Source organism: Mycolicibacterium cosmeticum, from assembly GCF_000613185.1.
Classification (GTDB): domain Bacteria; phylum Actinomycetota; class Actinomycetes; order Mycobacteriales; family Mycobacteriaceae; genus Mycobacterium; species Mycobacterium cosmeticum.
In genome coordinates this window covers 2428347-2451498 of record NZ_CCBB010000001.1, presented here as the reverse complement: position 1 = coordinate 2451498, position 23152 = coordinate 2428347, and the positions used below count along the sequence as shown (strand labels likewise).

Below are 23152 nucleotides of genomic sequence, written 5' to 3'. Positions count from 1 at the left end.
CGACCGTCACAGGTCCGGCACGGCCGTCGAATACAGCCAGGCATCCCACAGTGGGCGCAGGGACACGGTGGCGTGGTTGGCGGCCAGCCCGGTGAAGTCGTCGGTGACCGCGGTGCTGTGCCGGTACCGCGTCGTCCAATCCTTCAGCAGCGCAAAGAAACTGGCATCACCGATGGCTTTCCGCAGGGCGTGCAGCGTCAGCGCGCCCCGTTTGTACACGCGGTCGTCGAACATGTCGGCCGGCCCCGGATCGGTCAACAGCAGGTTCTGCGGGGAGTGCTGCAGGCGTTTGTGATACGAGCGGGCCCGCTCGTCGGCGCTGGGGCCGCCGGACTCCTCGGACCACAACCACTCGGCGTAACAGGCGAATCCCTCGTGCAGCCAGATATCACGCCAGCGGCGGGCCGTCACCGAATTGCCGAACCACTGGTGGGCCATCTCGTGGGCGATCAACCGCTCGCAGCTGCGCCTGCCATCACAATGGTTTGCACCGAAGATCGAAAGACCTTGGGCCTCAAGGGGTATTTCCAGATCATCGTCGGTGACCACGACGGTGTAGCCGTCGGCCAGCGGGTAGGGGCCGAACAGCCTGATGAACAGCTTCATCATCTCCGGCTGACGGCTGAAGTCGTGATCGAAGTTGCGGCGCAACCGGTCCGGTAGCACCGCGTACATCGACACCGGGCTCTTCTGCAGCCGCAGCCGTTCGTACATCCCGATCTGCAGGGTGATCAGGTACGTGGAGGTCGGCTCGGCGAGCTCGTAGGTCCAGATGTTCAGGCTGGCCCGGTTCTGCCGGGACACCAAGTCGCCGTTGGCGATCGCATAGTAGGGGTTGTCGGTGGCGATCTTGATGCGGAAGCTCGCCTTGGCGGCCGGATGGTCGTCACACGGGAACCAGGACGCCGCCCCGTTGGGCTGGCCGGCCACCAATGCACCGTTGGTGAGTTCCTCGAAACCCACCTCGCCCCAGACACTTCGGATGGGACGAGGGTTCCCGCCGTAGCGGACGGTGATGGTCATCGCCGCGCCGGCGGGCAGTTTGGCGGGCAGCGTGATGTGCAACTTGCCGTTCGAACATCGGAACTGGTCGGGCCGGCGCCCGTTGACGCCGACCTTCGTCACGCTCAGCGCGTCGGCCAGGTCGAGGGTGAAGGTGCGCAGCTCGGCCAATGTCACCGCGGTGATGGTGGCCGACCCGGTGAGCCGGTTGCTGGACACCTTGTACTCCAGGTCCAGTTCGTAACGCGACACCCGGTACCCGAAGTTGCCGTTGCCCGGAAGGTACGGATCGATGACCGGCGGACTGGAAGCGGCCGCCCCCGCCGTCTTCTTCGCGGCCTTCCTGGCGTTCGCCCTCATCCGTTCTTCTTCTTGCGCGAGGGATCCCACACCGCGATCGGATTGCCCTGCCAGCGGGTGGACGCCGGAACCTCGTCACCGCGCATCACCAGCGATGCCGGGCCGACGGTGGCGCCCGCACCGATCCGGCTGGCCGGCAGTGCCACGCAATGCGGCCCCAGGGTGGCGCCGGCATCCAGGATCACGGTGTCCATCCGCATGATCCTGTCGTGGAACAGGTGCGTCTGCACGACACAGCCGCGGTTGACGGTGCTGCCGGTGTCCAGGCGCACCAGGTCGGCCTCGGGCAGCCAGTACGTTTCGCACCACACCCCGCGGCCGATCTTTGCGCCGAGCCCGCGCAACCAGATGTTCATCACCGGTGTGCCGGTGGCCGCCCGCGCGAACCAGGGCGCCGCGACCGTCTCCACGAAGGTGTCCGACACCTCGTTGCGCCACACGAACGACGACCACAGCGGATGCTCGACGGCCCGGATGCGGCCGATCACAAGCCATTTGGCGATCACCGCGATACCACCGGCGACCGCCCCGGCGATCAGCAGCACCAGGCCGCCGGCCAGCGCGGCGACGCCGAACCCGTAGGCACCGGCCAGCGCCTGCAGCGCGCCGAGTACCGCCACCCCGATCGCGAACGTCACGATGACCGGGATGATGCGGCAGGTCTCGACCACCGAACGCATGATCTTCAACCGTGCCGACGGGTGGAAGGTGCGCATTGCGTCCGCGTCGGTGGGGTTGCGGCGCAACCGGATCGGCGGACTGCCCAGCCATGACGAGCCGGCCTTGGCCTTGTGCGGCGCGGCGGACAGCACGGCCACCAGACCGTCGTCGGGCACTCGGCGCCCGGGCTGAGTGATGCCGGAGTTACCCAGGAACGCGCGCTTGCCGATGGTGGCCCGCGCGACGTGGATCCAGCCGCCGCCCAACTCGTAGGAGGCGACCATGGTGTCGTCGGCCAGGAAGGCGCCGTCCTCGACGACGGTGAATTTCGGGGTCAGCAGGGCCGTCGAGATCTCGGTGCCCTTGCCGACCTTGGCGCCCAGCACCCGTAACCACCACGGCGTCAGCAGGCTGGCGTAGATCGGGAACAGGTAGTTGCGGGCGGCGTCCATCAGGCGCTCGGTGGCCCACAGTTGCCAGCCCACCCGGCTGCGCACCGGGTGGTAGCCCTCGGTCAGGCCGATCGAGAGCACCCGCACCCCGACGACGGTCAGTGCGGCGTAGGCGGCCATCGCCGCCAGTGCGGCCACCGGCGTCCAGAGCAGCGCCGGCACGATCGCCGCGGTGGGTGTGGAGGTGCCGCGGACCGCCCAGGCCAGCACGGCCAGCCCCGCCGCGACACCCGCCAAGGGCAAGGCCCCCAACAACATCGAGGTCACCGCGTAGACGGCCATCCACACCGTGGAACGCGGCGGCCGTTCGTCGGGCCAGGGGTGGCGGGCCTTGCCGGATTTCGCCGCGGGCGAGCCCTTCCAGTACTGCCCGTTCTTCACCTTGCCGACCACACCGGAACCCGGCGCCACGTCGGCGTTCTTCCCGACGCCGGCGCCGGGGAACAGGGTGGTGCGCGCGCCGATGGTGGCGTCGTTGCCGACGCTGATCGGCCCGACGTGGAACAGGTCACCGTCGATCCAGTGTCCGGTGAGATCGACCTCGGGTTCGATCGAAGCGCGGTGCCCGATGGTGAGCATGCCCGTGACTGGCGGCGCCGAATGCAGGTCGACGCCTTTGCCAACCGAATTGCCAAGGGCACGCGCGTAATACACCAGCCACGGGGCGCCGGCCTGATTCTCCGCGCCGCTGGCGTCGGCGAGCCGTTCGGCGAACCACACCCGCAGGTGCTCGGATCCGCCGCGCCGGTAGGTGCCCGGCTGCAGATTCGACAGCAGGGTGCGGGCCCCCAGCACCGCGATACCCATCCGGCCCAGCGGGGTGATGAAGATCAGGAAACCGGCCAGGACGATCCACCAGTTCAGGTGTACGGCCCAGGGCACCAGGTGCGTCGCGGCGGCGATGTTGTCGAGCACGGCCAGCCACACCACCCACTGCAGGGCGCTGAGGGTGGCCAGCGGAACCGACAGCACCACCTGGGCGAGCTGGGTGAGCAGCGGGGTGGGCGCCACAGTGCGGGTCTGCACCTGCGGCGGGGGAGCCAACTCGTCGAGATAGCCGGCCAGCGAACCCAGCCGGGGATGGTCATAGAGGTCGGCGACGGTCACCTGCGGGTAGCGGGCCCGCACCGCGGTCACCAGCTGGGCGGCCGACAGCGATCCACCGCCGAGTGCGAAGAAATCGGCCTCCGGCCCGTCGATCGTCGCGCCCAGCACGTCGCGCCACAGCCCGGCCAGCCAGCCGGTGGTGCCGGTGCCCAGATCGGGTTCGTCCTCGGCGGCGGCGCCGGGCGGTGGCCAGGGCAGCGCGTTGCGGTCGACCTTGCCCGAGGTGCGGGTGGGCAGTTCGTCGAGCAGCACCAGCCGGGGCACCAGCGCCGCGGGCAGTGCGGCGGCCAGTGCGGTGCGCGCGGCGGCCAGGTCGAACGCCGGGTCGGCGCTGGCGATATAACCGACCAGCAGGGGGGTGCCGCTGGCGGTTTTGCGGACCGCCGCCGCACCGCCGCTGACGCCGGGCAGATGCACCAGGGCGGCGTCGACCTCACCGAGTTCGATCCGGCGACCGCCCACCTTGACCTGATCGTCGGCGCGGCCCTGGAAGTACAGGCCGTCGGCTTCCAGCCGGACCAGGTCGCCGCTGCGGTACGCCCGGTCCCAGCCGAGGGTGGGCATCGGCGCGTATTTCTCGGCGTCCTTGTCCGGGTCCAGGTAGCGGGCCAGGCCCACCCCGCCGATCACCAGTTCGCCGACGTCGCCGTAACCGACCGGGGCGCCGTCCTTGTCGACGACCACCAGGTCCCAGCCGGGCAGCGGCAGCCCGATGCTGACGGGACCCTTCCCGTCCAGCGGTGCTGCGCAGGCGACGACGGTGGCCTCGGTGGGGCCGTAGGTGTTCCACACCTCGCGGCCGTCGACCGCCAGCCGCTCGGCCAGCTCAGGTGGGCACGCCTCGCCCCCGAAGATCAGCAGCCGGACCGCCTCCAGGGCCTCGGCCGGCCACAGCGCGGCCAGCGTGGGGACCGTCGAGACGACCGTGATGTCGCGGGACACCAGCCACGGCCCCAGGTCCATGCCGCTGCGCACCAGCGACCGCGGCGCCGGTACCAGGCAGGCGCCGTGCCGCCAGGCCAGCCACATCTCCTCACACGAGGCGTCGAAGGCCACCGACAACCCGGCCAGCACCCGGTCCCCGGGCCCCAGCGGATTGGACTGCAGGAACATCCGCGCCTCGGCGTCGACGAACGCCGCCGCGTTGCGGTGCGTCACCGCCACCCCCTTGGGGGTGCCGGTCGAGCCGGAGGTGAAGATGATCCAGGCGTCGTCCCTGGTCAGCGGGGCCGCGGCGCGCCAGCCGCGCGACGACCCGGGCCCGCGCACCAGGCCTTTCTCGGTGATCACCGCGACCACGTCGGCCTCGCCGAACACCAGGGCGGCGCGCTCGTCGGGGTCGTCGGCGTCCACCGGGACGTAGGCGGCACCGCTGGCCAGGGTGGCCAGGATGGCGGTGTAGAGGGCATAGCTGCCCGAGGGCATCCGGATGCCGATCCGGTCGCCGCGGCCGATGCCGCGGGCGGCCAGCCAGGCCACGCTCTCCTCGATATCGCCGATCAGCTCGGCGTAGGTCAGCTGGATCTCGCCGTCGTCGATGGCGGGGGCGTCGGGGTGGCGGCGCGCGGTGTCGTAGAGGATGTCGATCAGCGTGCGGGGCTCCGGTGCCGAGGACGACAAGAGGTACTGAGGGGGAATCACCGGGACCGGTTCCGCTGTCACCCGTACAAACTACTAAGCGTCGGTGACGGGCCGGTGACGGCGCACGGGCCGGGCCCATTCCCATTCGGTCTCGCTGATCGCAACCATGTGCACACGCGCGTCCCGCGTCTAGCGTGGCGCCGTGCGGCTATTTCTGGCAGACGAAGCGTGGAGCGAATTGACCTCCGGTGCCGAACCGGCGGTGCGGGTGGCGGCCTCGGACCTGGGTCAGGCCCGGCGGGCGAGGGCGCGGCTGCGCGGCGGGCCGGAGCGGGTCGCGGTGATCCTCGATATCGAGGTGGCGGTCGCCGGTGACGTGCGCGCGGCGTATGCGTCGCTGGACGGCAGGACGGCGGGCGTGCGCTACGCCGGCACCGTCGACGGCCTGGCCGGTCTGATCGCCGATATCGAATCGGCCGAGGTGGCCGACGGGGTGACGTTGATCGCGTCCGCATCCCCGCAGGACCTGCGCGGTCTCGGCGAGGACGTGTTGCGCCGGCTGGCCGAGCGGGGCCGCATCTCGGCCTGACCCAGGCCCATGTCCATTCAATTCACGCATCAGTACGTGCCAAATCGGTCTTGGACATGAATTGATTGGGGTCCTAGCGTTGGACGCGTGACCACCCAACTGACCGCCCGCCCGACCGGCCAGATGATCATCGCCGGGGTGCCCGTCGCCGGAACCGGCACCGAGGTCCGCGGTTTCAACCCGGCCACCGGCGAGACGCTGGAGCCCGCCTTCCACTACGGCGACGAGTCGCACGTCGACGCCGCGTGCGCCGCGGCCGCCGAGGCGTTCGGTCCTTACCGGGCCACCACCGCCGAGCAGCGCGCCCAATTCCTGGAGACGGTCGCCGCCGGCATCGAGGCGATCAAGGCCGAACTGGTGGCGCGCGCCGTCGCCGAGAGCGGCCTGCCCGAGGCCCGCATCACCGGCGAGGTGGGCCGCACCACCGGTCAGCTGCGCCTGTTCGCGGCGGTGCTGCGCGAGGGCAGTTGGAACGGCGCCCGCATCGACCCCGCCCAGCCCGATCGCAGCCCCCTGCCGCGCCCCGACATCCGCCAGCGCGCGGTGCCGCTCGGCCCGGTCGCGGTATTCGGCGCGAGCAACTTCCCGCTGGCGTTCTCGGTCGCCGGCGGTGACACCGCGTCCGCGCTGGCGGCCGGGTGCCCCGTGGTGGTCAAGGCGCACGACGCGCACCCGGGCACCTCCGAACTGGTCGGGGCGGCCATCACGCGCGCGGTGGCCCAGACCGGGATGCCCGCGGGCACCTTCTCCCTGCTGTTCGGCTCCGGACCCGGCCTGGGTACCGCGCTGGTCACCGATCCGCGGATCAAGGCCGTCGGATTCACCGGATCTCGTTACGCGGGAACGGCATTGGTGGCCGCGGCCGCGGCGCGCCCGGAACCCATCCCGGTGTACGCCGAGATGAGCGCCGTCAACCCGGTCTTCCTGCTCGAGGGTGCGCTGCGGGCACGCGGCGCCGAGATCGGCACGGCGTTCGTCGGCTCGCTGACCATGGGATCCGGACAGTTCTGCACCAATCCCGGGTTGGTGCTGGCCGTGGACGGCCCGGGGCTGGCGGACTTCCTGACCGCCGCGGAGTCCGCGCTCGTCGGGGTGGCGGCCACCCCGATGCTCACCCCCGGCATCGCCGCCGGCTACGCCAAGGGTGTGGCCACCCTGCGGGCCGAGTCCACCCTCGTGGCTCAGGGTCGGCCCGCCGACAATGAAACCTCCTGCCAGGCAGCGCTGTTCAGCGCCGATGCCCAGACCTTCCTGGCTTCGGAGGCGTTGCAGGCCGAGGTGTTCGGTGCCGCCAGCGTGCTGGTGCGCTGCGCCGACATCGACGAGATGGTGCGGGTGGCTGCCGCGCTGGAGGGGCAACTGACGGCCACCGTGCACGCCGAGGAGTCCGACTACGGTGTCGCGGCGAAACTGCTGCCCGTGCTGGAACTCAGGGCCGGGCGCATCTTGTTCAACGGCTGGCCCACCGGTGTCGAGGTCGGCTACGCCATGGTGCACGGCGGGCCGTACCCCGCCACCTCGGACGCGCGCACCACCTCGGTCGGTGCCCGCGCCATCGAGCGTTTCCTGCGTCCGGTGTGTTACCAGGACGTCCCATCGGCGTTGCTGCCCAGCGCCATTGCCGACGGCAACCCGGACCGCATCTGGCGCCGGGTCGACGGCCAACTGTCCCGCGACTGACCTCCCAACCCGATTCCGCTAGGAGTACACCCATGCTTGACGGCGTCCTGTTCTTTCCCGTCACCCCCTTCACCGGCACCGGCGAGGTGAACCTGGAGGCGCTCGCCGCGCACGTCGCCAAGGGTGTGGACGCCGGCCCCGGCGGTGTGTTCGTCGCTTGTGGCACAGGCGAATTCCATGCCCTGGAGGCCCAGGAGTTCGGCGGGGTGGTGCGCACCGCGGTGGCTGCCACCGCCGGCCGGGTTCCGGTGTACGCCGGCGCGGGCGGGTCGGTGGCCCAGGCCAAGGTCTTCGCGAAGACGGCCGCCGCCGCCGGCGCCGACGGCCTGCTGCTGCTGCCGCCGTATCTGGTCACCATGCCGCAGCAGGGCCTGATCGACTACACCCGCGAGGTCGCGGCCGCCACCGACCTGCCGGTCATCGTCTACAACCGGGGTAATGCCCGCTACACCGAGGAGTCCGCCGCGGAGGTGGCCCAGATCCCGAACGTGGTCGGATTCAAGGACGGCACCGGCGATGTCGACCGGGTGTCGCGCATCGTGCGGGCCGTCACCGACGTCCTCGCCCCGTCCGGCAAGGCCTTCCAGTTCTTCAACGGTCTGCCCACCGCCGAGGTGTCCCAGCAGGCCTACCGCGCCATCGGGGTGACGCTGTACTCGTCGGCCACCTTCGCCTTCGCCCCTGAGCTGGCACTGGCCTACTACCGGGCGCTGGAAGCCGGCGACGAGGAGGCGCTCGGGGCGTTGCAGCGGGAGTTCTTCCACCCGCTGGTGCGGCTGCGGGACACCGTGCCGGGTTACGCCGTGTCGCTGATCAAGGCCGGCGTGACGATGGAGGGCATCGACGCCGGGCCGGTGCGCCCGCCGCTGGTGATGCCCTCGGCCGAACACCTCACCGAACTGACCCAGATCATCAAAGCCGGTCGCGCGGTGCTGTGATGGCGCCCGCAGCCATCCGGATCACCGGAGCCCGCATCACCCCGGTCGCCTTCGTCGACCCGCCGCTGCTCAACACCGTGGGGGTGCACCAGCCCTACGCGCTGCGGGCGATCATCGAACTGATCACCGACGTCGGCCTGGTCGGCCTCGGCGAGACCTACGCCGATACCCGCCACCTGGCCCGGCTGAACGCGGCGGCCGAGGCGATCACCGGACTGGATGTGTTCGCGCTCAACGCCATCCGGTCCGCCATCGCCGACCGGCTGCGCGGTGACGACGCCGCCGTCGGCACCGCGGGGATGATCACCTCCGCCAGCGCCGTCGACCAGGTGTTCTCGCCGTTCGAGGTGGCGTGCCTGGATGTGCAAGGTCATGCCAGCGGCCGGCCGGTGGCCGATCTGCTCGGCGGCGCGGTGCGCGAGGCCGTGCCGTTCAGCGCGTACCTGTTCTACAAGTGGGCTTCCCATCCGGACCAGGAGCCCGATTCCTGGGGTGCGGCGCTCGACCCGGCCGGCCTGGTGGCGCAGGCCCGCCGCATGGTCGACGAATACGGTTTCACCGCAATCAAACTCAAGGGCGGGGTATTCCCACCCGAGGAGGAGATGGCGGCCATCGAGGAGTTGCACGCGGCCTTCCCGAACCACCCGCTGCGGCTGGACCCCAACGCCGCCTGGACCCCGCAGACCTCGATCAAGGTGGCCTCCGGGCTGGCCGGCATCCTGGAATACCTGGAGGACCCCACCCCCGGCATCGCGGGCATGGCCGAGGTCGCGGCGCAGGCCCCGATGCCACTGGCGACCAACATGTGCGTGGTGGCCTTCGACCAGCTGGCGCCCGCCGTCGCCGCGGGTGCGGTGAAAGTGGTGCTCTCCGACCACCATTACTGGGGTGGCCTGCAACGCTCCCGGTTGCTCGCCGGCATCTGCGACACCTTCGGGCTCGGCCTGTCCATGCACTCCAACTCGCACCTGGGCATCAGCCTGGCCGCGATGGTGCACCTGGCCGCCGCCACCCCGAACTTGACCTATGCCTGTGACACGCACTGGCCTTGGAAGAGCGAAGACGTGGTCAAGCCCGGGGTGCTGAGCATCCGGGACGGCAGCGTCGCCGTCCCGGTCACCCCGGGACTCGGCGTCGAACTCGACCCCGACGCCCTGGCCGCGCTGCACGAGCAGTACCTGCGGTGCGGCATCCGCGACCGCGACGACACCGGTTACATGCGCAGCATCGCCCCGGCGTTCGAGGCGGTCAGTCCACGCTGGTAGTCGTCCGCACGGCGGCGAACAGGTCGACCAGTACGTCGACGAGGTGGGCGCGTTCCACCTGGACGTCGCCCAGCAGGACGGCACCCACCGTGCTGATCATCCCGCCGACCAGGAATTGCGCGATCAGCCGGATATCGGTGGGCAGGCTGTCGGGCTCGAGCCCGGGATCACCACCGCTGGCGGCCGACGATGCCAGCATGCCGGCGAACCGGCGGGACTCGGCCAGGCTGCGCCGGCCCAGCGCCGGGGAGGCGGTGGCCTCCAGCACCAGGATTCGGCCCTTGCGCGGGTCGGCCAGGATCAGGTCGACCATCTCCTCCAGCACCGCCCGGATACGGGCGCGGTCATCGGCGGGTGCGCTGGCCAGCGCCGCCACCGAGCGCTGGGCGCCCTCTTCGATCACCTCGCCGTACACCGCGAGGTGCAGCGCCTCGATATCGGCGAAGCTCTCGTAGAAGTATCGGGGTGCCACCCCGGACAGTTCCGTCACGCCGCGCACCGTCGTTCCCGCGACGCCGCGGGTGCCCATCAGTTCCAGGCCGGCGGCCAGCAACCGGCTGCGGCGCTCGGCCACCCGGTCCGCGGCCTCCTGGCCGCCATAGCGCCGGCGGACGCGGGGTGCGCTGTCGGGCTTGGGATCGGACACCGAATCATCTTGACACAGACGCCCATCCGATTGGCCTGCAGACATTGGCCCTGCCCGTGCGGCGGCGCGCATAGACTGCAGCGATGTTCTCGTTGGCCCGGCTGTCCTGCTTCATCGCCGTCGCCGAGGAACTGCATTTCGGCCGCGCCGCCGAACGCCTGCACATGACCCAGCCCCCGCTGAGCCGGCAGATCCAGCAGCTGGAGGCCGAACTGGGGGTGCAGCTGATCGACCGCACCACCCGCTCGGTCACCCTCACGCCCGCGGGGATCGCGTTCCTGCCCGACGCCCGCCGCATCCTGCAGCTGGCCGAGAGTGCGGCCCTGACCGTCAAGCGGGTGCCGGCCGGCGACCTGGGCACCGTGGTTGTCGGATTCACCGCGGCCTCGGCCCATGCGGTGCTGCCGCGGCTGCTCGAACGCACCAGGGCCAAGCTGCCGGATGTGAAACTGGAACTGCGCGAGATGGTTTCGGCCGCCCAGATCGAGGGCCTGATGACCGGCGAGATCGATCTGGGGATGGCGCGGCCGCCGCTGAAGCGCCCCGGCATCGTGTCCCGGCCACTGCTGCACGAGCAGCTGGTGGCCGCGCTGCCCGCCGAGCACCCGCTGGTGGCTCAGGCCCGTCAGCTCACCCTCAACGACCTGGACGGCCAAGACGTCGTCATGTACTCGCCGATCGAGGCGCGGTACTTCAACGAGCTGCTCATCAGTGCCTTCACCATCGCCGGCGCCACGCCGCGGTACGTGCAGTTCGTGACCCAGGTGCACACCATGCTGGTGCTGGTGCGCTCGGGCATCGGGATCGCCCTGGTGCCGGCCTCGGCCGCGACGCTGCATCCCGAGGGCGTGGTGTTCCGGTCCATCGGTGCGTTCCGCGAGCGGCCGGTCGAACTCGACGCCGCCTGGCGACAGGACAGCACCAACCCGGCGCTGCTGCGGCTGCTCCGTGATGTGCTTCCGGCCCGCGAGTGGACCACCGACGACCTGGTGGAGCTGCACCCCTGAGGCCGGGCGTCAGACCCGCGCGCCCGGCTGCAGCACCGGTGTCACCAACCGCCCGGTGGCCAGGAACTCGTCCAGGTTGCGCAGCGTGAGCGCCTCCATCGCGGCCCGGGTCTGCACGGTGCCGCTGCCGACATGGGGCAGCAGCACGACGTTGTCCATGCGCAGCAACTCGACGGGAACATTCGGTTCGTCGACGAAGACGTCCAGACCCGCCCCGGCCAGCCGGCCTTGCTGCAACGCGGTCACCAGCGCGGCCTCGTCGACGACGCTGCCGCGCGCGATGTTGATCAGATAGCCCTCGGGCCCGAGGGCGTCCAGCACATCGGCACTCACCAGGCCACGGGTTCCGTCGCCGCCGGCCGCGGCCACCACCAGCACGTCGACATCGCGGGCCAAATCCACCGGCGTCGCGGCGTAGCGGTACGGCGAATCCGGCACCCGATGGCGGTTGTGGTAGCCGATGGTGCAGCCGAAAGCGCTGAGCCGCTTGGCAATTGCCCCGCCGATCCGGCCCATGCCGATGATCCCGACCCGGGTGTTGCTGACCTGCCGGGTCAGCGGGTAGTTGCCGTCGACGGTCCAGCGGCCGGCCCGCAGATAGCGGTCGGCGTCGGTGAACCGGCGCAGCACGTCGATCAGCAGACCGACGGCGGTGTCGGCGACGCAGTCGGTGAGCACGTCGGGCGTGTTGCTCACGCCGATCCCTGCCGCGGCCGCCGCATCGACATCGGTGGTGTCGTAGCCGACCCCGAAGTTGATCACCGCGCCCAGCGCCGGCAGCGCCGCCATCAGCGCGGCGTCCACCCCGGTGCGGCCCGAGGTCACCACCGCGGTCACGTCGGCACCGTGGGTGGCCAGGAACCCGGCGCGCTCTGCACCATCCGCGGAGGGCAGGACCAGGGCGTCGTACTTGGCCTGCAAGGTCTCGGCGAGCGAGTCCTTCAGCGGGCCGACCTGCAGGACGCGCGGCGTGGCCGGGACGGCGCGCGGCGCGGAATCTGGCCTCGAATCGGGCCTCGAATCGGGCATGGTCACTCCTTCGTCGGTCATCACGCTAAGGATGCCCGCGAATACCTGTCCAACACGGAAATAGCATGGGTTGATGCCGAACCGGCATAACATCCCGATTGCGCGCTGGCGCTGGGTATCAAACGCCCGACCGCATCGGGAAAACCGCAGTTCAACGGCCAAAAATCGGGTGTCGGGTGCGGTGCCGATGGGTGCCGGAAACGCCCGAAATGGCCCGTTTGGGCGGGCTTGACGGCGTTCAGAGGCCGCTCCTACGGTGTGTCTACCGTCACAGATTCCGTCCACATACATGGACGTCACACGGAACAGCCCACTACGGAACAGCCCATTTCCGAACCGGAGGACCAGATGGCCGCACCAGTGACGCCTGCCGTCGCTTCCCTCGCCGCAGCCGGCGTCGTTCTGCTGACCGGCGGCTGCACGGTGGCCAACACCGGTCACGGCGGGTACGACCCGAACACCTTGCGCCTGGTGATCTCCCAGGAACCACCCACGCTGGAGCCCTGCGAGAGCTCACTGACCTCCACCGGCATCGTGGTCCGCTCCAACATCACCGAGCCGCTGATCGAGCGCGACCCCACCACCGGCGGCCTGCAGCCCCTGCTGTCCACCGGGTGGCGCCAGGACACGCCCAACCGGTGGACCTTCACCATCCGCTCCGGGGTCACCTTCTCCAATGGAGCACCGTTCACCGCGGCCGACGCGGCCTTCGCCATCGACCGCGCCGTCAACTCGGACCTGGGCTGCAACGTCGACGGGTACGTGTTCGGCGACGAGAAACTCGAACTCGCCACACCCGACGACGCGACCCTGACCGTCACCACCGAGAAGCCGGATCCGATTCTGCCGCTCCGTATCTCGTTCGTCGAGATCGTGCCGCGCGGCACCAGCACCACCGAGAAGGTGCGCGAACCCATCGGTACCGGGCCCTACGTCATCGCCGGCTGGGATTACGGCCAGAAGCTCACCCTGAGCCGCAACGAACGCTACTGGGGCCCCGCACCGGCCTTCGCCCGCGCCGAATACCAGTGGCGCAGCGAAGGCAGCGTCCGCGCCGCCATGGTCACCAACGACGAGACCGACATCGCCACCGGCCTCGGCCCCGAGGACGGCGCGGGGGAGTTGGGGGTGGAGTTCCCCAACAACGAGACCACCGCGCTGCGCATCACCTGTACCGACGCTCCGCTCGACGACATCCGGGTGCGGCAGGCCATCAACTACACCGTCAACCGCACCGGCATCGTCAAGGCGCTCTTCCGGGGCATGGGTCAACCCGCCGCGCAATTGATCCCCGACGGCGTGGTCGGTCACAACGCGGACCTGGCGCCGTGGCCGCACGACGTCGAGAAGGCCAAACAGCTGGTGGCCGAGGCGAAAGCCGCCGGCGTACCGGTCGACCGGCAGATCCGGCTGATCGGGCGCACCGCGCAGTTCCCCAACATCACCGAGACCATGGAGGTGATCCAGAGCGAACTGACCGAGATCGGCCTCAATCCCCGCATCGAGATGATGGACACCGCGGGTCAGCTGCAGTACCAGTTGCGGCCGTTCCCGGCCGGCGCCGGCCCGTTCGTCGCGATGATCCAGCACGGCAACCAGGCCGGGGACGCGGCCTTCAGCGTGGACCAGTACATGCGCACCGACGGTGCCCAGAACGGTTGCGGCACCGAGGAGTTCGATCGAAAGATCGAGACCGCCGGGGAACTGACCGGTCCGCAACGCCAGGATGCCTACGCCAAGCTGTTCGCCGAGGAACCGGCCGAGGTGGCCCAGTTCGCCTACATCGCCCACATGACCGGCATCCTCGGCAAATCCCCGCGCGTCGACTACGCACCCAACTCGGCCACCGGTGACGAGATGCGCCTGGCCGAGATGACCAAGGCCGGCAACGGCTCTGACCAGTCCGACAGGAGCTGAGCCGACATGTTCTCCTTCGTCCGGCGCCGGATGTACACCAGCACCATCCCGCTGATCGTCGTGTTGTTGGGGGTGTTCCTGCTCGCCCGCCTCACCGGCGCTCCCACCAACCTCTACCTGCCCGAATCGGCCACCCAGGCCCAGCGGGCCGCGTTCGCGCAGGCGCACGGCTTCGACCAACCGCTGATCGTGCAGCTGGTGGACTACTTCAAAGGCGTGCTGCACCTGGACTTCGGCACCTCGTTACGCACCGGCGAATCCGCGTCGGAGATGGCCCTGCGTGCCTTCCCCGCCACCCTGCAGCTGGCGGTGACGACGATGGTGCTGGCGATCGTCGGTGCCGTGATCGTCGGCTGCTGGGCCGCGTACCGGCCGAACTCACTGGCCGACCGGTTCTCCAGCCTGCTGTCCATGACCGCCGCCAGCATCCCCGACTTCTGGTTCGCCATCACCGGGGTGTGGCTGTTCGCGGTCCTGCTCGGTGTGCTGCCGACCTCGGGCACCGACGCCGGCATGCTGTCCTGGATCCTGCCGATCGCCACCTTGATGATCCGCCCGCTGGGCGTGCTCACCCAGGTGGTGCGCGGGGCCATGGTCGCGGCCCTGTCGGCGCCCTACATCAGGTTGGCCCGCAGCAAGGGTGCCGGTGACTTCCGCGTGGTCACCCACCACGCGCTGCGTAACGCCGCGGCACCCGCGCTGACGGTGGCCGGTGACCTGGCCGTCGGCCTGATCAACGGAGCGGTGGTGGTCGAGGCGATCTTCGGCTGGCCGGGCATCGGCAAACTGATGATCGACGCGATCCTGCAGCGCGATTTCGCGGTGCTGCAGGCGGCGGTGCTGCTCACCGCGGTCAGCATCTTCCTGCTCAACATCCTCATCGACGCCTGCTACGCGCTGCTGGACGCTCGCGTACGGGAACCCGCGAAAGTGTAGGTCCATCACCATGACTCAGATCGACCTCGTCCCGGTCAAACCCGCCACCGCCATCGTCGGGCAGCCGGAAACCGAGCCCCGTGCGGCGCGGTCGTCGTGGCTGCGCCTGCTGGTCAACGACCGGGTCGCCACCGCCGCCGCGGTGGTGCTGGGCCTGGTGGTGCTCACCGCCGTCTTCGGCCCGATGATGGTGGGCGGCTTGGCCACTCATATCGACCTGGACAACTCGAACCAGCCGCCGTTCACCCTGGCACATGGTTGGGCCAACGTCCTGGGCACCGACCCGCTGGGCCGCAGCATGCTCGCCCGGCTGGTGGTGGCCTGTCGCACCACGCTGTCGGTCGCGATTCCCGCCGTCGTCATCTCCGCCGTGGTCGGCTCGGTGATCGGCATGTGGGCCGGCTACCACCGCGGCTGGCGGGAAACGCTGGCGATGCGGGTGGCCGACGTCATCATGAGCTTCCCGTCGCTGCTGCTGGCCGTCGTGGTGCTCTACGTCTTCTCGCCCAGTGCGGCCAATATCGTTCTGGTGCTGGCGATCACCCGCATCCCGGTGTACCTGCGTACCGCCCGCGCCGAATCCGCCGAACTGTCCAGCCGTGTCTTCGTCGACGCCGCACGGACATTCGGCGCCAGCGGATCGTCGATCATCGTCCGGCACGTGCTGCCGATCGTGCTGCCGACCCTGCTCACCGTCGCCACCCTGGACTTCTGCTACGTGATGCTGGCCGAGAGCTCGCTGAGCTTCCTGGGTATCGGCATCCAGCCGCCCGACGTCAGCTGGGGCCTGATGGTCTCGCAGGGCCGCACCTACCTGCACACCGCCTGGTGGCTGTCCTTCTTCCCCGGCCTGGCCATCGTCATCACCACCGTATCGGCCACCATCCTGGCCGCCTGGGCGCGGATCGCCACCGACCCCGGCCAGCGCTGGCGACTCACCGTGCCGTCCCGCTTCACCAAGACCGGAAAGGCCATCCGATGACCGTGCATCTGGACAGGGAACTCGGCGAACCGACCACCGCCGACCGCCGGGGCGCCGACCCGGCCCTGGAGGTCGACGGCCTGACCGTCGACATCCGCACCATCGCCGGCACCGTCCGCGCCGTCGACCACGTGTCGTTCACCGCGCGCCGGGGCGAAACCCTGGCGCTGCTCGGCGAATCCGGCTGCGGCAAGTCGATGACCGCCACCGCGCTGGTCGGGCTGCTGGAACCGGTCGCCGAAGTCACCGAAGGATCGGCCCGGCTGGCCGGGGTCGACCTGCTGGCCGTCGACCGCAAGGCCCGGCGCAAGCTGGCCGGGCCCGAGCTGGCCATCGTGTTCCAGGACGCGCTCACCGCGCTCAACCCGCTCTACACCGTCGGCACCCAACTGGCCGAACCGTTCCGCATCCACCACGGGATGAAAGCCAAGGAGGCCAGGCGCAAGGCCGTCGAGCTGATGGCCCGGGTCGGCATCCCGCAACCGGAGGAGCGGGTGAACGCGTACCCGCACCAGTTCTCCGGCGGTATGCGGCAGCGGTTGCTCATCGCGATGGCCGTCGCCCTGAACCCGCGGGTGCTGATCGCCGACGAACCCACCACCGCGCTCGATGTCACCGTGCAGGCGCAGATCATGGCACTGCTGAAAAGTCTTCGCGCCGAGTACGACATGGCCGTCGTGCTGATCACCCACGACCTGGCACTGGTGGCCGAGGAAGCCGACCGCGTCGCGGTGATGTACGCCGGCAACGTCGTCGAGACCGGGCCGGTGGCCGAGGTGTTCGCCGACCCCCAACACCCCTACACCAAGGGCCTGCTGGAATCGGTTCCGGTGAGCGCCGAACGCGGCGCCGAGCTGAAGTCCATCGGCGGGGCGCCCCCGGACCTGCATTCCATTCCGAAAGGGTGTGTGTACCAGGATCGCTGCCCCAAGGCGGCGGACGTGTGCCGGCAGACCCGGCCCGAACTGGCGGCCGTCACGGCCACCCGCACAACCGCCTGCCACTTCCCGGGGGAGACCGACCATGAGCGATGAACTGTTGTGCGTGCGCGGGCTGGCCAAGAGCTTCCGGGTGGCCGGCGGTAAGAAACTGCACGCGCTGGACGGGATCGACCTGGATCTGCGGCGCGGTGAAACCCTGGGCCTGGTCGGCGAATCCGGCTGCGGCAAATCCACCCTGGCCCGCACCCTGATGATGCTGGAGCGGCCGGACGCGGGCACCGTCAGCTTCGACGGCATCGACCCGTACGGCCTGCGCGGCAAGGACCTGCTGAAGTTCCGTCGCCGCATGCAGATGGTGTTCCAGGATCCGTACGCCTCGCTGAACTCCCGGATGACGGCGGCCGAGATCATCGCCGAACCGTGGCGCACACACAAGACGCTGTACCCGTCGCGCAAGGACCGCGACATGCGGGTGCGCGGGCTGCTGGACATGGTCGGGTTGGGACCCAAGGCGTTCGGCAAGTACCCGCAGGAGTTCTCCGGCGGTCAGCGTCAGCGGATCGGCATCGCGCGGGCCCTGGCGCTGAACCCCGACGTCATCATCTGCGACGAGCCGGTCTCCGCGCTGGACCTCTCGGTGCAGGCGCAGGTGCTCAACCTGCTCAACGACCTGCAGCGGGAACTGCAGATCTCCTATGTGTTCATCTCACACGACCTGTCCGTGGTACGGCACGTCGCCGACCGGGTCGCCGTGATGTACCTGGGCCGAATCATCGAAACCGGGCCGACCGAAGCGGTATTCGACAGCCCCGAACACCCCTACACGGCCGCCCTGATGTCGGCCGCGCCCAAGCTGCACGCCGAGCAGCGCGGTGAACGCATCCTGCTCACCGGCGAGGTGCCCTCACCGCTGAACCCGCCGTCCGGGTGCCGGTTCCGCACCCGCTGCGCGCACGCCACCGACATCTGTGCACAGCAGCGGCCACCGGTGTCGGACCTGCAGGGCGCCGGGCACGCGGTGGAGTGCCACCACCCGCTCGGGGCGTCAACCCGGCTGTCACACAGCGCATGAGCGAAGTGAGCGTGTCCGGTTACGCGGCCATCGCGATCGCGGTGTTGATCGCGTCCTGCCTGCAGGCCTCGATCGGCTTCGGGCTCGGCATGCTGGCCGCTCCCGTCGTCGCGTTGGTGGACCCGGCACTCATCCCCGGCACCCTGATCATGTTGGCGGCCATCGTCACCCTGATGGTGGTGGTGCGCGAGCGGACGGCGATCGACGTGAAGGGCACCGGCTGGGCGCTGGCCGGCCGGGTACCGGGCACCGTCGCCGGTGCGCTGATCCTCACCGCCATACCGCAACAGGCCCTGGCGATGCTGATCGCGGGCGTCGTGCTCGGCGGTGTCGCACTGACCAGCCTGGGCTGGATACCCGCGCCCCGGCGCCGCAACCTCGTGCTGGCCGGCGCCACCTCGGGGATGCTGGGCACGGCCACCTCGATCGGCGGCCCGCCGATGGCGCTGGTGTGGCAGCGCAACACCGGACCGCGGCTGCGCGGGACGATGTCCGGGTTCTTCCTGATCGGCTCGCTCATGTCGTTGACGATGCTGACGGTCACCGGCGCGGTGGACCGGCACACCCTGGTCATGTGCGCCATGCTGATACCGGCCACCGTGGCGGGATATGTGTTGTCCCGCTACGCGAACCGGCTGCTGAACCCACGCCGGCAGCGGTGGACGGCGATCACCGCCTCGGCCGTCGGAGCCGTCATCCTCGTCGTCCAGCAGATGGGACTGCTATGACCGAACACGCCGTGCGCAGGATCGCCCCGACCGGCGTGAAATCCGCCGCCCGCACCGTCGAACTGCTCGAGTTCCTGGCCGCCCGCCACGATCAGCCGGCCCGCATCCGGGAGGTCAGTGCCGCGCTCGACATGCCCCGCAGCAGCGCCCACGCGCTGCTGCGCACCCTGATCGCGCAGGGCTGGGTGCGGTGCGACGAGTCGGGCACGTTGTACAGCATCGGGATTCGGGCCCTGCTGGTCGGCACCAGTTACCTGGACACCGACCCGTACCTGCCGAGCATCACGCCCTTCCTGGACGAGCTGCGCGGCAGCTGGGACGAGACCTTCCACCTGGCCCGCCTGGACGGCTACGACGTCGTCTACCTGGCCACCCGGGAGTCCCGGCAGTACCAGCGCACCACCAACCGGGTCGGCAGGCGGCTGCCCGCGTACACGACGGCGCTGGGCAAGGCGCTGCTCGCCGAACGGGTCGGCGCCGAGCGCGACGCGCACATCCCGGCCGAGCTGACCCCCCTCACGGAGCGGACGGTGACCGACCGCGCCGTGTTGGACGAGGCGCTGGAGACGGCGCGAATCCGCGGTTACGCCACCGACGACGAGGAGAACACCGTCGGCGTGCGATGTTTCGCGGTGCCGCTGCGCTACAGCCGACCGGCCCAGGACGCGATCAGTGTCTCGGTCCCGGTCGCCCGCTTGACGGCCGAGCGGGAAGCCGGCCTCATCGAGGCACTGTGCGCGGCAGGCGACAAGGTGAGCCGGGTACTCCGGCCATTGGCAGAGAAGGTGAATTCATGAGTACCCACAAGACTCCCCACCGGACACCCACCGTCACCGCGATGCGGGTGGTCCCCATCGCCGGACACGACAGCATGCTGCTCAACCTCAGCGGCGCCCACGGGCCGTACTTCACCCGGAACCTGCTGATCCTCAAGGACTCCGAAGGCAACACCGGGGTGGGCGAGGTGCCGGGCGGGGCGGCCATCCAGCGCACCTTGGAGGATGCCCGCCCGCTCGTCGAGGGCCGCAGCATCGGGGACCACCACGCCGTGCTCGGGGATGTCCGCCGCGAGTTCGCCGGCCGGGACGCCGGTGGCCGCGGTGCCCAGACCTTCGACCTGCGGGTCACCGTGCACGCCGTCACCGCGATCGAATCCGCGCTGCTGGACCTGCTCGGCCAGTATCTCGGGGTGCCCGTCGCGGCCCTGCTGGGCGATGGCCAAGAGCGCAGCCGGGTGCAGGCGCTGGGGTACCTGTTCTTCGTCGGGGACCGCACCAGAACCGATCTGGCGTACCGCTCGGCCGCCGACGAGGCGCCGGGAGCCGACGAGTGGCTGCGCATCCGGCACGACGAGGCGATGACACCCGAGGCTGTGGTGCGGTTGGCCGAGGCGGCCCGCGACCGTTACGGTTTCCGGGATTTCAAACTGAAAGGTGGCGTGCTGCCCGCGGCCGAGGAGGCCAAGGCCGTGATCGCGTTGGCCGACCGGTTCCCGGATGCCCGGATCACCCTGGATCCCAACGGCGGCTGGCTGCTCGACGATGCCGTCACCACGTGCCGGGAGCTCACCGGGGTGTTGGCCTACGCCGAGGACCCGGTGGGGCCGGAAGGCGGCTTCTCCGGCCGCGAGGTGATGGCCGAGTTCAAACGCGCGACCGGGCTGCCGACGGCGACGAACATGATCGCCACCGACTGGCGTGAGATGGGGCATGCGATCCGGTCCGGTGCCGTGGACATCCCGCTGGCCGATCCGCACTTCTGGACCATGAGCGGGTCGGTGCGGGTGGCACAGCTGTGCGATGCGTGGGGTCTGACGTGGGGGTCGCACTCCAACAACCACTTCGACGTGTCGCTGGCGATGTTCACCCACGTCGCGGCCGCCGCGCCCGGCGCCATCACCGCGATCGACACGCATTGGATCTGGCAGGACGGTCAGCGCATCACCAAGGCGCCCTTCCCGATCGTCGACGGTTACCTCGATGTCCCGGACGCGCCCGGCCTCGGTGTCGAACTGGACGAGGATCGGGTGGCCGCCGCGCACGAGCTGTACCTCGCCGAGGGGCTGGGTGCGCGCGACGACGCGGTGGCCATGCAGTACCTGATCCCCGGCTGGACCTTCGACAGCAAACGCCCTGCCCTGCAACGGGGTATCTGACATGCAGATCCTGGTCACCGACCGCAATCTGGTACCGCACCGCGCCCGCTTCGAGGCCGCGCTGCCGACCGATGCGCGGGTCGTCTGGGGTGACGAGCACGCCCTGCGCACCGCGGAGGTCTACGTCGGCGGCCGGTTCACCGCCGAGATGGCTCGGGTGGCCGAGATGCTGCGGCTCATCCATGTGGCGGGAGCCGGCACCGACCGGGTCGACTTCACCGCCCTGGGCCCGGACATCCAGGTGGCCAATACCTTTCATCACGAACGCTCGATCGCCGAATACGTGCTCAGTGCCGCTATCACCCTGCGCCGGGATTTCCTGGCACAGGACCGGGCACTGCGGCGCGGGGTGTGGGCCACCTCGGTGTATGACGACACCATCGCACAACCGCCCACCGTGGCGGGGGCGCGGATCGGCTTCGTCGGCTTCGGGCACATCGGCCGGCGATCGTGGGAGTTGTTGCGCGCGTTGGGCTGCACCGGTGCGGCCGTCACCGGGTCGGGTCGGGTCGACCCGGCGCACGGTCTGGCCTGGGCGGCCGACACCGCGTCGTCGCTGGACCGGCTGATGGCCGAATCCGACGTGGTGGTGGTCTCGGCCCCGCTCAGCGCCGCGACCACCGGCATGATCGGTGCGGCGCAGCTGGCGGCGTTGGGTGCCGACGGTGTGCTGATCAACGTCGGCCGCGGCCCGCTGGTCGACGAGCACGCACTCTATGACGCGTTGCTACACCGCAGTATTCGGGCCGCGGCCATCGACGTGTGGTACCGGTACCCCGCGCCGGGCACGGATGGGTGCCCACCCGCCGGGCTGCCGTTCCACGAGCTGACCAACATCCTGATGACTCCGCACTCCTCCGGGGTCACCGCGGACACCTTCGCCGGCCGGGCCGACGATATCGCCGCCAACATCGGGCGCCTGGGCCGGGGCGAACCACTGCGCAACCTGGTGGCTCAGAGCGCGTCGTAGACCAACCGGAAATACCGGTCCGTGCGCGCCGACCCTTCCACGCCTGGACCCATCTTGTTCATCACGTAGGCGACGGTCGCCCGCCGGTCGGGATTCATGGTCTCCCACGAGCCGCCCCAACCACCCCAGAAGCAGATCTTCTCGTCCGGCACATAGGGAATCGTCTCCGGCTGGGGCAGCCCGAAGCCGAGACCCCAGCGCAGCCGATGACCGGCCAGCACCAGATCGGGTCCGTCGAGCTGCACCTCGAAGATCTTCTCGACCGTTTCCGGGCGCAGCAGGGTGACCCCGCCGACGGTGCCGCCGAGCGAGACCGCCGACAGGATCCTGGCCAGGGCCCTGGCGTTGGTGTGCCCGTTGACCGCGCCGATGTCGGCGGCCCGCCACGCCGCGGTGTTGGCGATCCTGGGATCGGGCGCCGGGCCGGTGAAGGTCTTCAACATCGGGACTGGCCACTGATCCATCGGCGGCAGGTCGAAAGGCTCGGTGGCCGGGATGATCTCGGCGATCCGCCCGTCATCGTCCGGGGACGCGCCGATCTGGAAGTCCGCCCCGAGCGGCCCGGCGATCTCGGCACGCACGAACTCCTTGAGCGGGCTGCCGGTGACCCTGCGCACCACCTCACCGATCAGGTGGCCGTAGGTCAGGGCGTGATAGCCCGACGCGGTACCCGGCTCCCACCACGGTGCCTGCGCCGCCAGTGCCGCGGTGGACTTCGTCCAGTCCAGGATGTCCTCCGGTACCACGGGCTGCTCCCAGCCCGACACCCCGGACGAATGGGTGAGCAGGTGACGGATCCGCACCTCCTGTTTTCCGTTGGCGGCGAACTCCGGCCAATGGTCGGCCACCCGGTCGTCGGCGTCGATCAGCCCACGGTCGATGAGCATCAGCGCGGCCAGGCTGGTGACGGTCTTCGTCGACGACCACACGTTGACGATGGTGTCGCGGGTCCACGGCGTGGTCCTGGCCGCGTCGGCGTGGCCGGCCCACACGTCGACCACCAGCTCACCGTCGATGTCGACGGCGATGGCGGCACCGACCTCGGCGCCGGTCTGTACCTCCTCGGCCAGGGCGTCGACGAGGTGGGCGAAACGGTCGTCCCAATGTCCGTGCACGGTCATCGGGTCATCATCCG

At 70.0% G+C, this 23152-nt stretch carries 19 protein-coding genes; 14 read left to right on the top strand and 5 right to left on the bottom strand.

Annotated elements, in window-relative coordinates:
- Positions 1-6: 6 nt before the first annotated feature.
- Both BN977_RS11825 and BN977_RS11820 read right to left on the bottom strand, forming a co-directional pair.
- Positions 7-1362 carry a M1 family metallopeptidase gene (locus BN977_RS11825; protein ID WP_036397691.1) on the bottom strand — a complete coding sequence of 452 codons (1356 nt, stop codon included), beginning with the start codon at positions 1360-1362 and terminating at the stop codon, positions 7-9.
- A complete protein-coding gene (locus tag BN977_RS11820) occupies positions 1359-5243 on the bottom strand; it encodes a Pls/PosA family non-ribosomal peptide synthetase (RefSeq protein ID WP_036397690.1) in 3885 nt (1294 codons plus the stop codon). The genes BN977_RS11825 and BN977_RS11820 overlap by 4 nt, the downstream gene beginning before the upstream one ends.
- A gap of 121 nt (positions 5244-5364) precedes the next feature.
- Between BN977_RS11820 and BN977_RS11815 the strand changes: the two genes are divergently transcribed.
- From BN977_RS11815 to BN977_RS11800, 4 genes are all read left to right on the top strand, one after another.
- Positions 5365-5751, top strand: coding sequence for a hypothetical protein (locus BN977_RS11815; RefSeq protein ID WP_191262524.1), 387 nt, complete (start codon positions 5365-5367; stop codon positions 5749-5751).
- Positions 5752-5874: 123 nt separating this feature from the next.
- Entirely contained in the window at positions 5875-7431 is a 1557-nt protein-coding gene (locus tag BN977_RS11810) for an aldehyde dehydrogenase (NADP(+)) (RefSeq protein ID WP_051561515.1), read from the top strand.
- 32 nt (positions 7432-7463) lie between these two features.
- Complete coding sequence (locus tag BN977_RS11805; RefSeq protein WP_036397688.1) at positions 7464-8369, top strand: 5-dehydro-4-deoxyglucarate dehydratase; 906 nt, start codon at positions 7464-7466, stop codon at positions 8367-8369.
- Positions 8369-9634 (top strand): glucarate dehydratase family protein, encoded by a 1266-nt coding sequence (locus BN977_RS11800; protein WP_036397687.1) that lies wholly within the window; start codon positions 8369-8371, stop codon positions 9632-9634. Before BN977_RS11805 ends, BN977_RS11800 begins: the two co-directional genes overlap by 1 nt.
- Here the strand turns inward: BN977_RS11800 and BN977_RS11795 are convergent.
- Positions 9618-10280: a TetR/AcrR family transcriptional regulator gene (locus tag BN977_RS11795; protein ID WP_036397686.1), complete on the bottom strand. Its 663-nt coding sequence runs from the start codon at positions 10278-10280 to the stop codon at positions 9618-9620. The two genes, BN977_RS11800 and BN977_RS11795, sit on opposite strands and share 17 nt — an antisense overlap.
- Positions 10281-10363: 83 nt before the next feature.
- Between BN977_RS11795 and BN977_RS11790 the strand changes: the two genes are divergently transcribed.
- Positions 10364-11287 (top strand): LysR family transcriptional regulator, encoded by a 924-nt coding sequence (locus tag BN977_RS11790; protein WP_036397684.1) that lies wholly within the window; start codon positions 10364-10366, stop codon positions 11285-11287.
- A gap of 9 nt (positions 11288-11296) precedes the next feature.
- On the opposite strand, the gene BN977_RS11785 is transcribed toward BN977_RS11790, so the two are convergent.
- Positions 11297-12316 (bottom strand): 2-hydroxyacid dehydrogenase, encoded by a 1020-nt coding sequence (locus tag BN977_RS11785; RefSeq protein WP_084172557.1) that lies wholly within the window; start codon positions 12314-12316, stop codon positions 11297-11299.
- A gap of 348 nt (positions 12317-12664) precedes the next feature.
- Between BN977_RS11785 and BN977_RS11780 the strand changes: the two genes are divergently transcribed.
- From BN977_RS11780 to BN977_RS11740, 9 genes are read left to right on the top strand one after another with little or no spacing between them, the layout of a single operon-like run.
- The gene (locus BN977_RS11780; RefSeq protein WP_051561300.1) at positions 12665-14233 is read left to right on the top strand and encodes an ABC transporter substrate-binding protein; all 1569 of its coding nucleotides are present in this window, start codon (positions 12665-12667) and stop codon (positions 14231-14233) included.
- A 6-nt stretch (positions 14234-14239) separates the two neighbouring features.
- A complete protein-coding gene (locus tag BN977_RS11775; RefSeq protein ID WP_036397682.1) occupies positions 14240-15169 on the top strand; it encodes an ABC transporter permease in 930 nt (309 codons plus the stop codon).
- 10 nt (positions 15170-15179) lie between these two features.
- Positions 15180-16151: an ABC transporter permease gene (locus tag BN977_RS11770; RefSeq protein ID WP_024450527.1), complete on the top strand. Its 972-nt coding sequence runs from the start codon at positions 15180-15182 to the stop codon at positions 16149-16151.
- Entirely contained in the window at positions 16148-17185 is a 1038-nt protein-coding gene (locus tag BN977_RS11765) for an ABC transporter ATP-binding protein (RefSeq protein ID WP_036397681.1), read from the top strand. The genes BN977_RS11770 and BN977_RS11765 overlap by 4 nt, the downstream gene beginning before the upstream one ends.
- Entirely contained in the window at positions 17175-18164 is a 990-nt protein-coding gene (locus BN977_RS11760) for an ABC transporter ATP-binding protein (RefSeq protein WP_036397680.1), read from the top strand. The genes BN977_RS11765 and BN977_RS11760 overlap by 11 nt, the downstream gene beginning before the upstream one ends.
- A gap of 5 nt (positions 18165-18169) precedes the next feature.
- Positions 18170-18892 carry a sulfite exporter TauE/SafE family protein gene (locus BN977_RS11755; protein WP_024450524.1) on the top strand — a complete coding sequence of 241 codons (723 nt, stop codon included), beginning with the start codon at positions 18170-18172 and terminating at the stop codon, positions 18890-18892.
- Complete coding sequence (locus tag BN977_RS11750; protein ID WP_024450523.1) at positions 18889-19689, top strand: IclR family transcriptional regulator; 801 nt, start codon at positions 18889-18891, stop codon at positions 19687-19689. Before BN977_RS11755 ends, BN977_RS11750 begins: the two co-directional genes overlap by 4 nt.
- Entirely contained in the window at positions 19686-21047 is a 1362-nt protein-coding gene (locus tag BN977_RS11745; RefSeq protein WP_036397678.1) for an enolase C-terminal domain-like protein, read from the top strand. Before BN977_RS11750 ends, BN977_RS11745 begins: the two co-directional genes overlap by 4 nt.
- 1 nt (position 21048) lies before the next feature.
- Positions 21049-22017, top strand: coding sequence for a 2-hydroxyacid dehydrogenase (locus tag BN977_RS11740; RefSeq protein ID WP_036397677.1), 969 nt, complete (start codon positions 21049-21051; stop codon positions 22015-22017).
- Here the strand turns inward: BN977_RS11740 and BN977_RS11735 are convergent.
- On the bottom strand, positions 22002-23138 hold the full coding sequence (locus BN977_RS11735) for an EstA family serine hydrolase (protein WP_036397676.1): 1137 nt from the start codon (positions 23136-23138) through the stop codon (positions 22002-22004). The genes BN977_RS11740 and BN977_RS11735 overlap by 16 nt on opposite strands.
- Between the last annotated feature and the right edge of the window lie 14 nt (positions 23139-23152).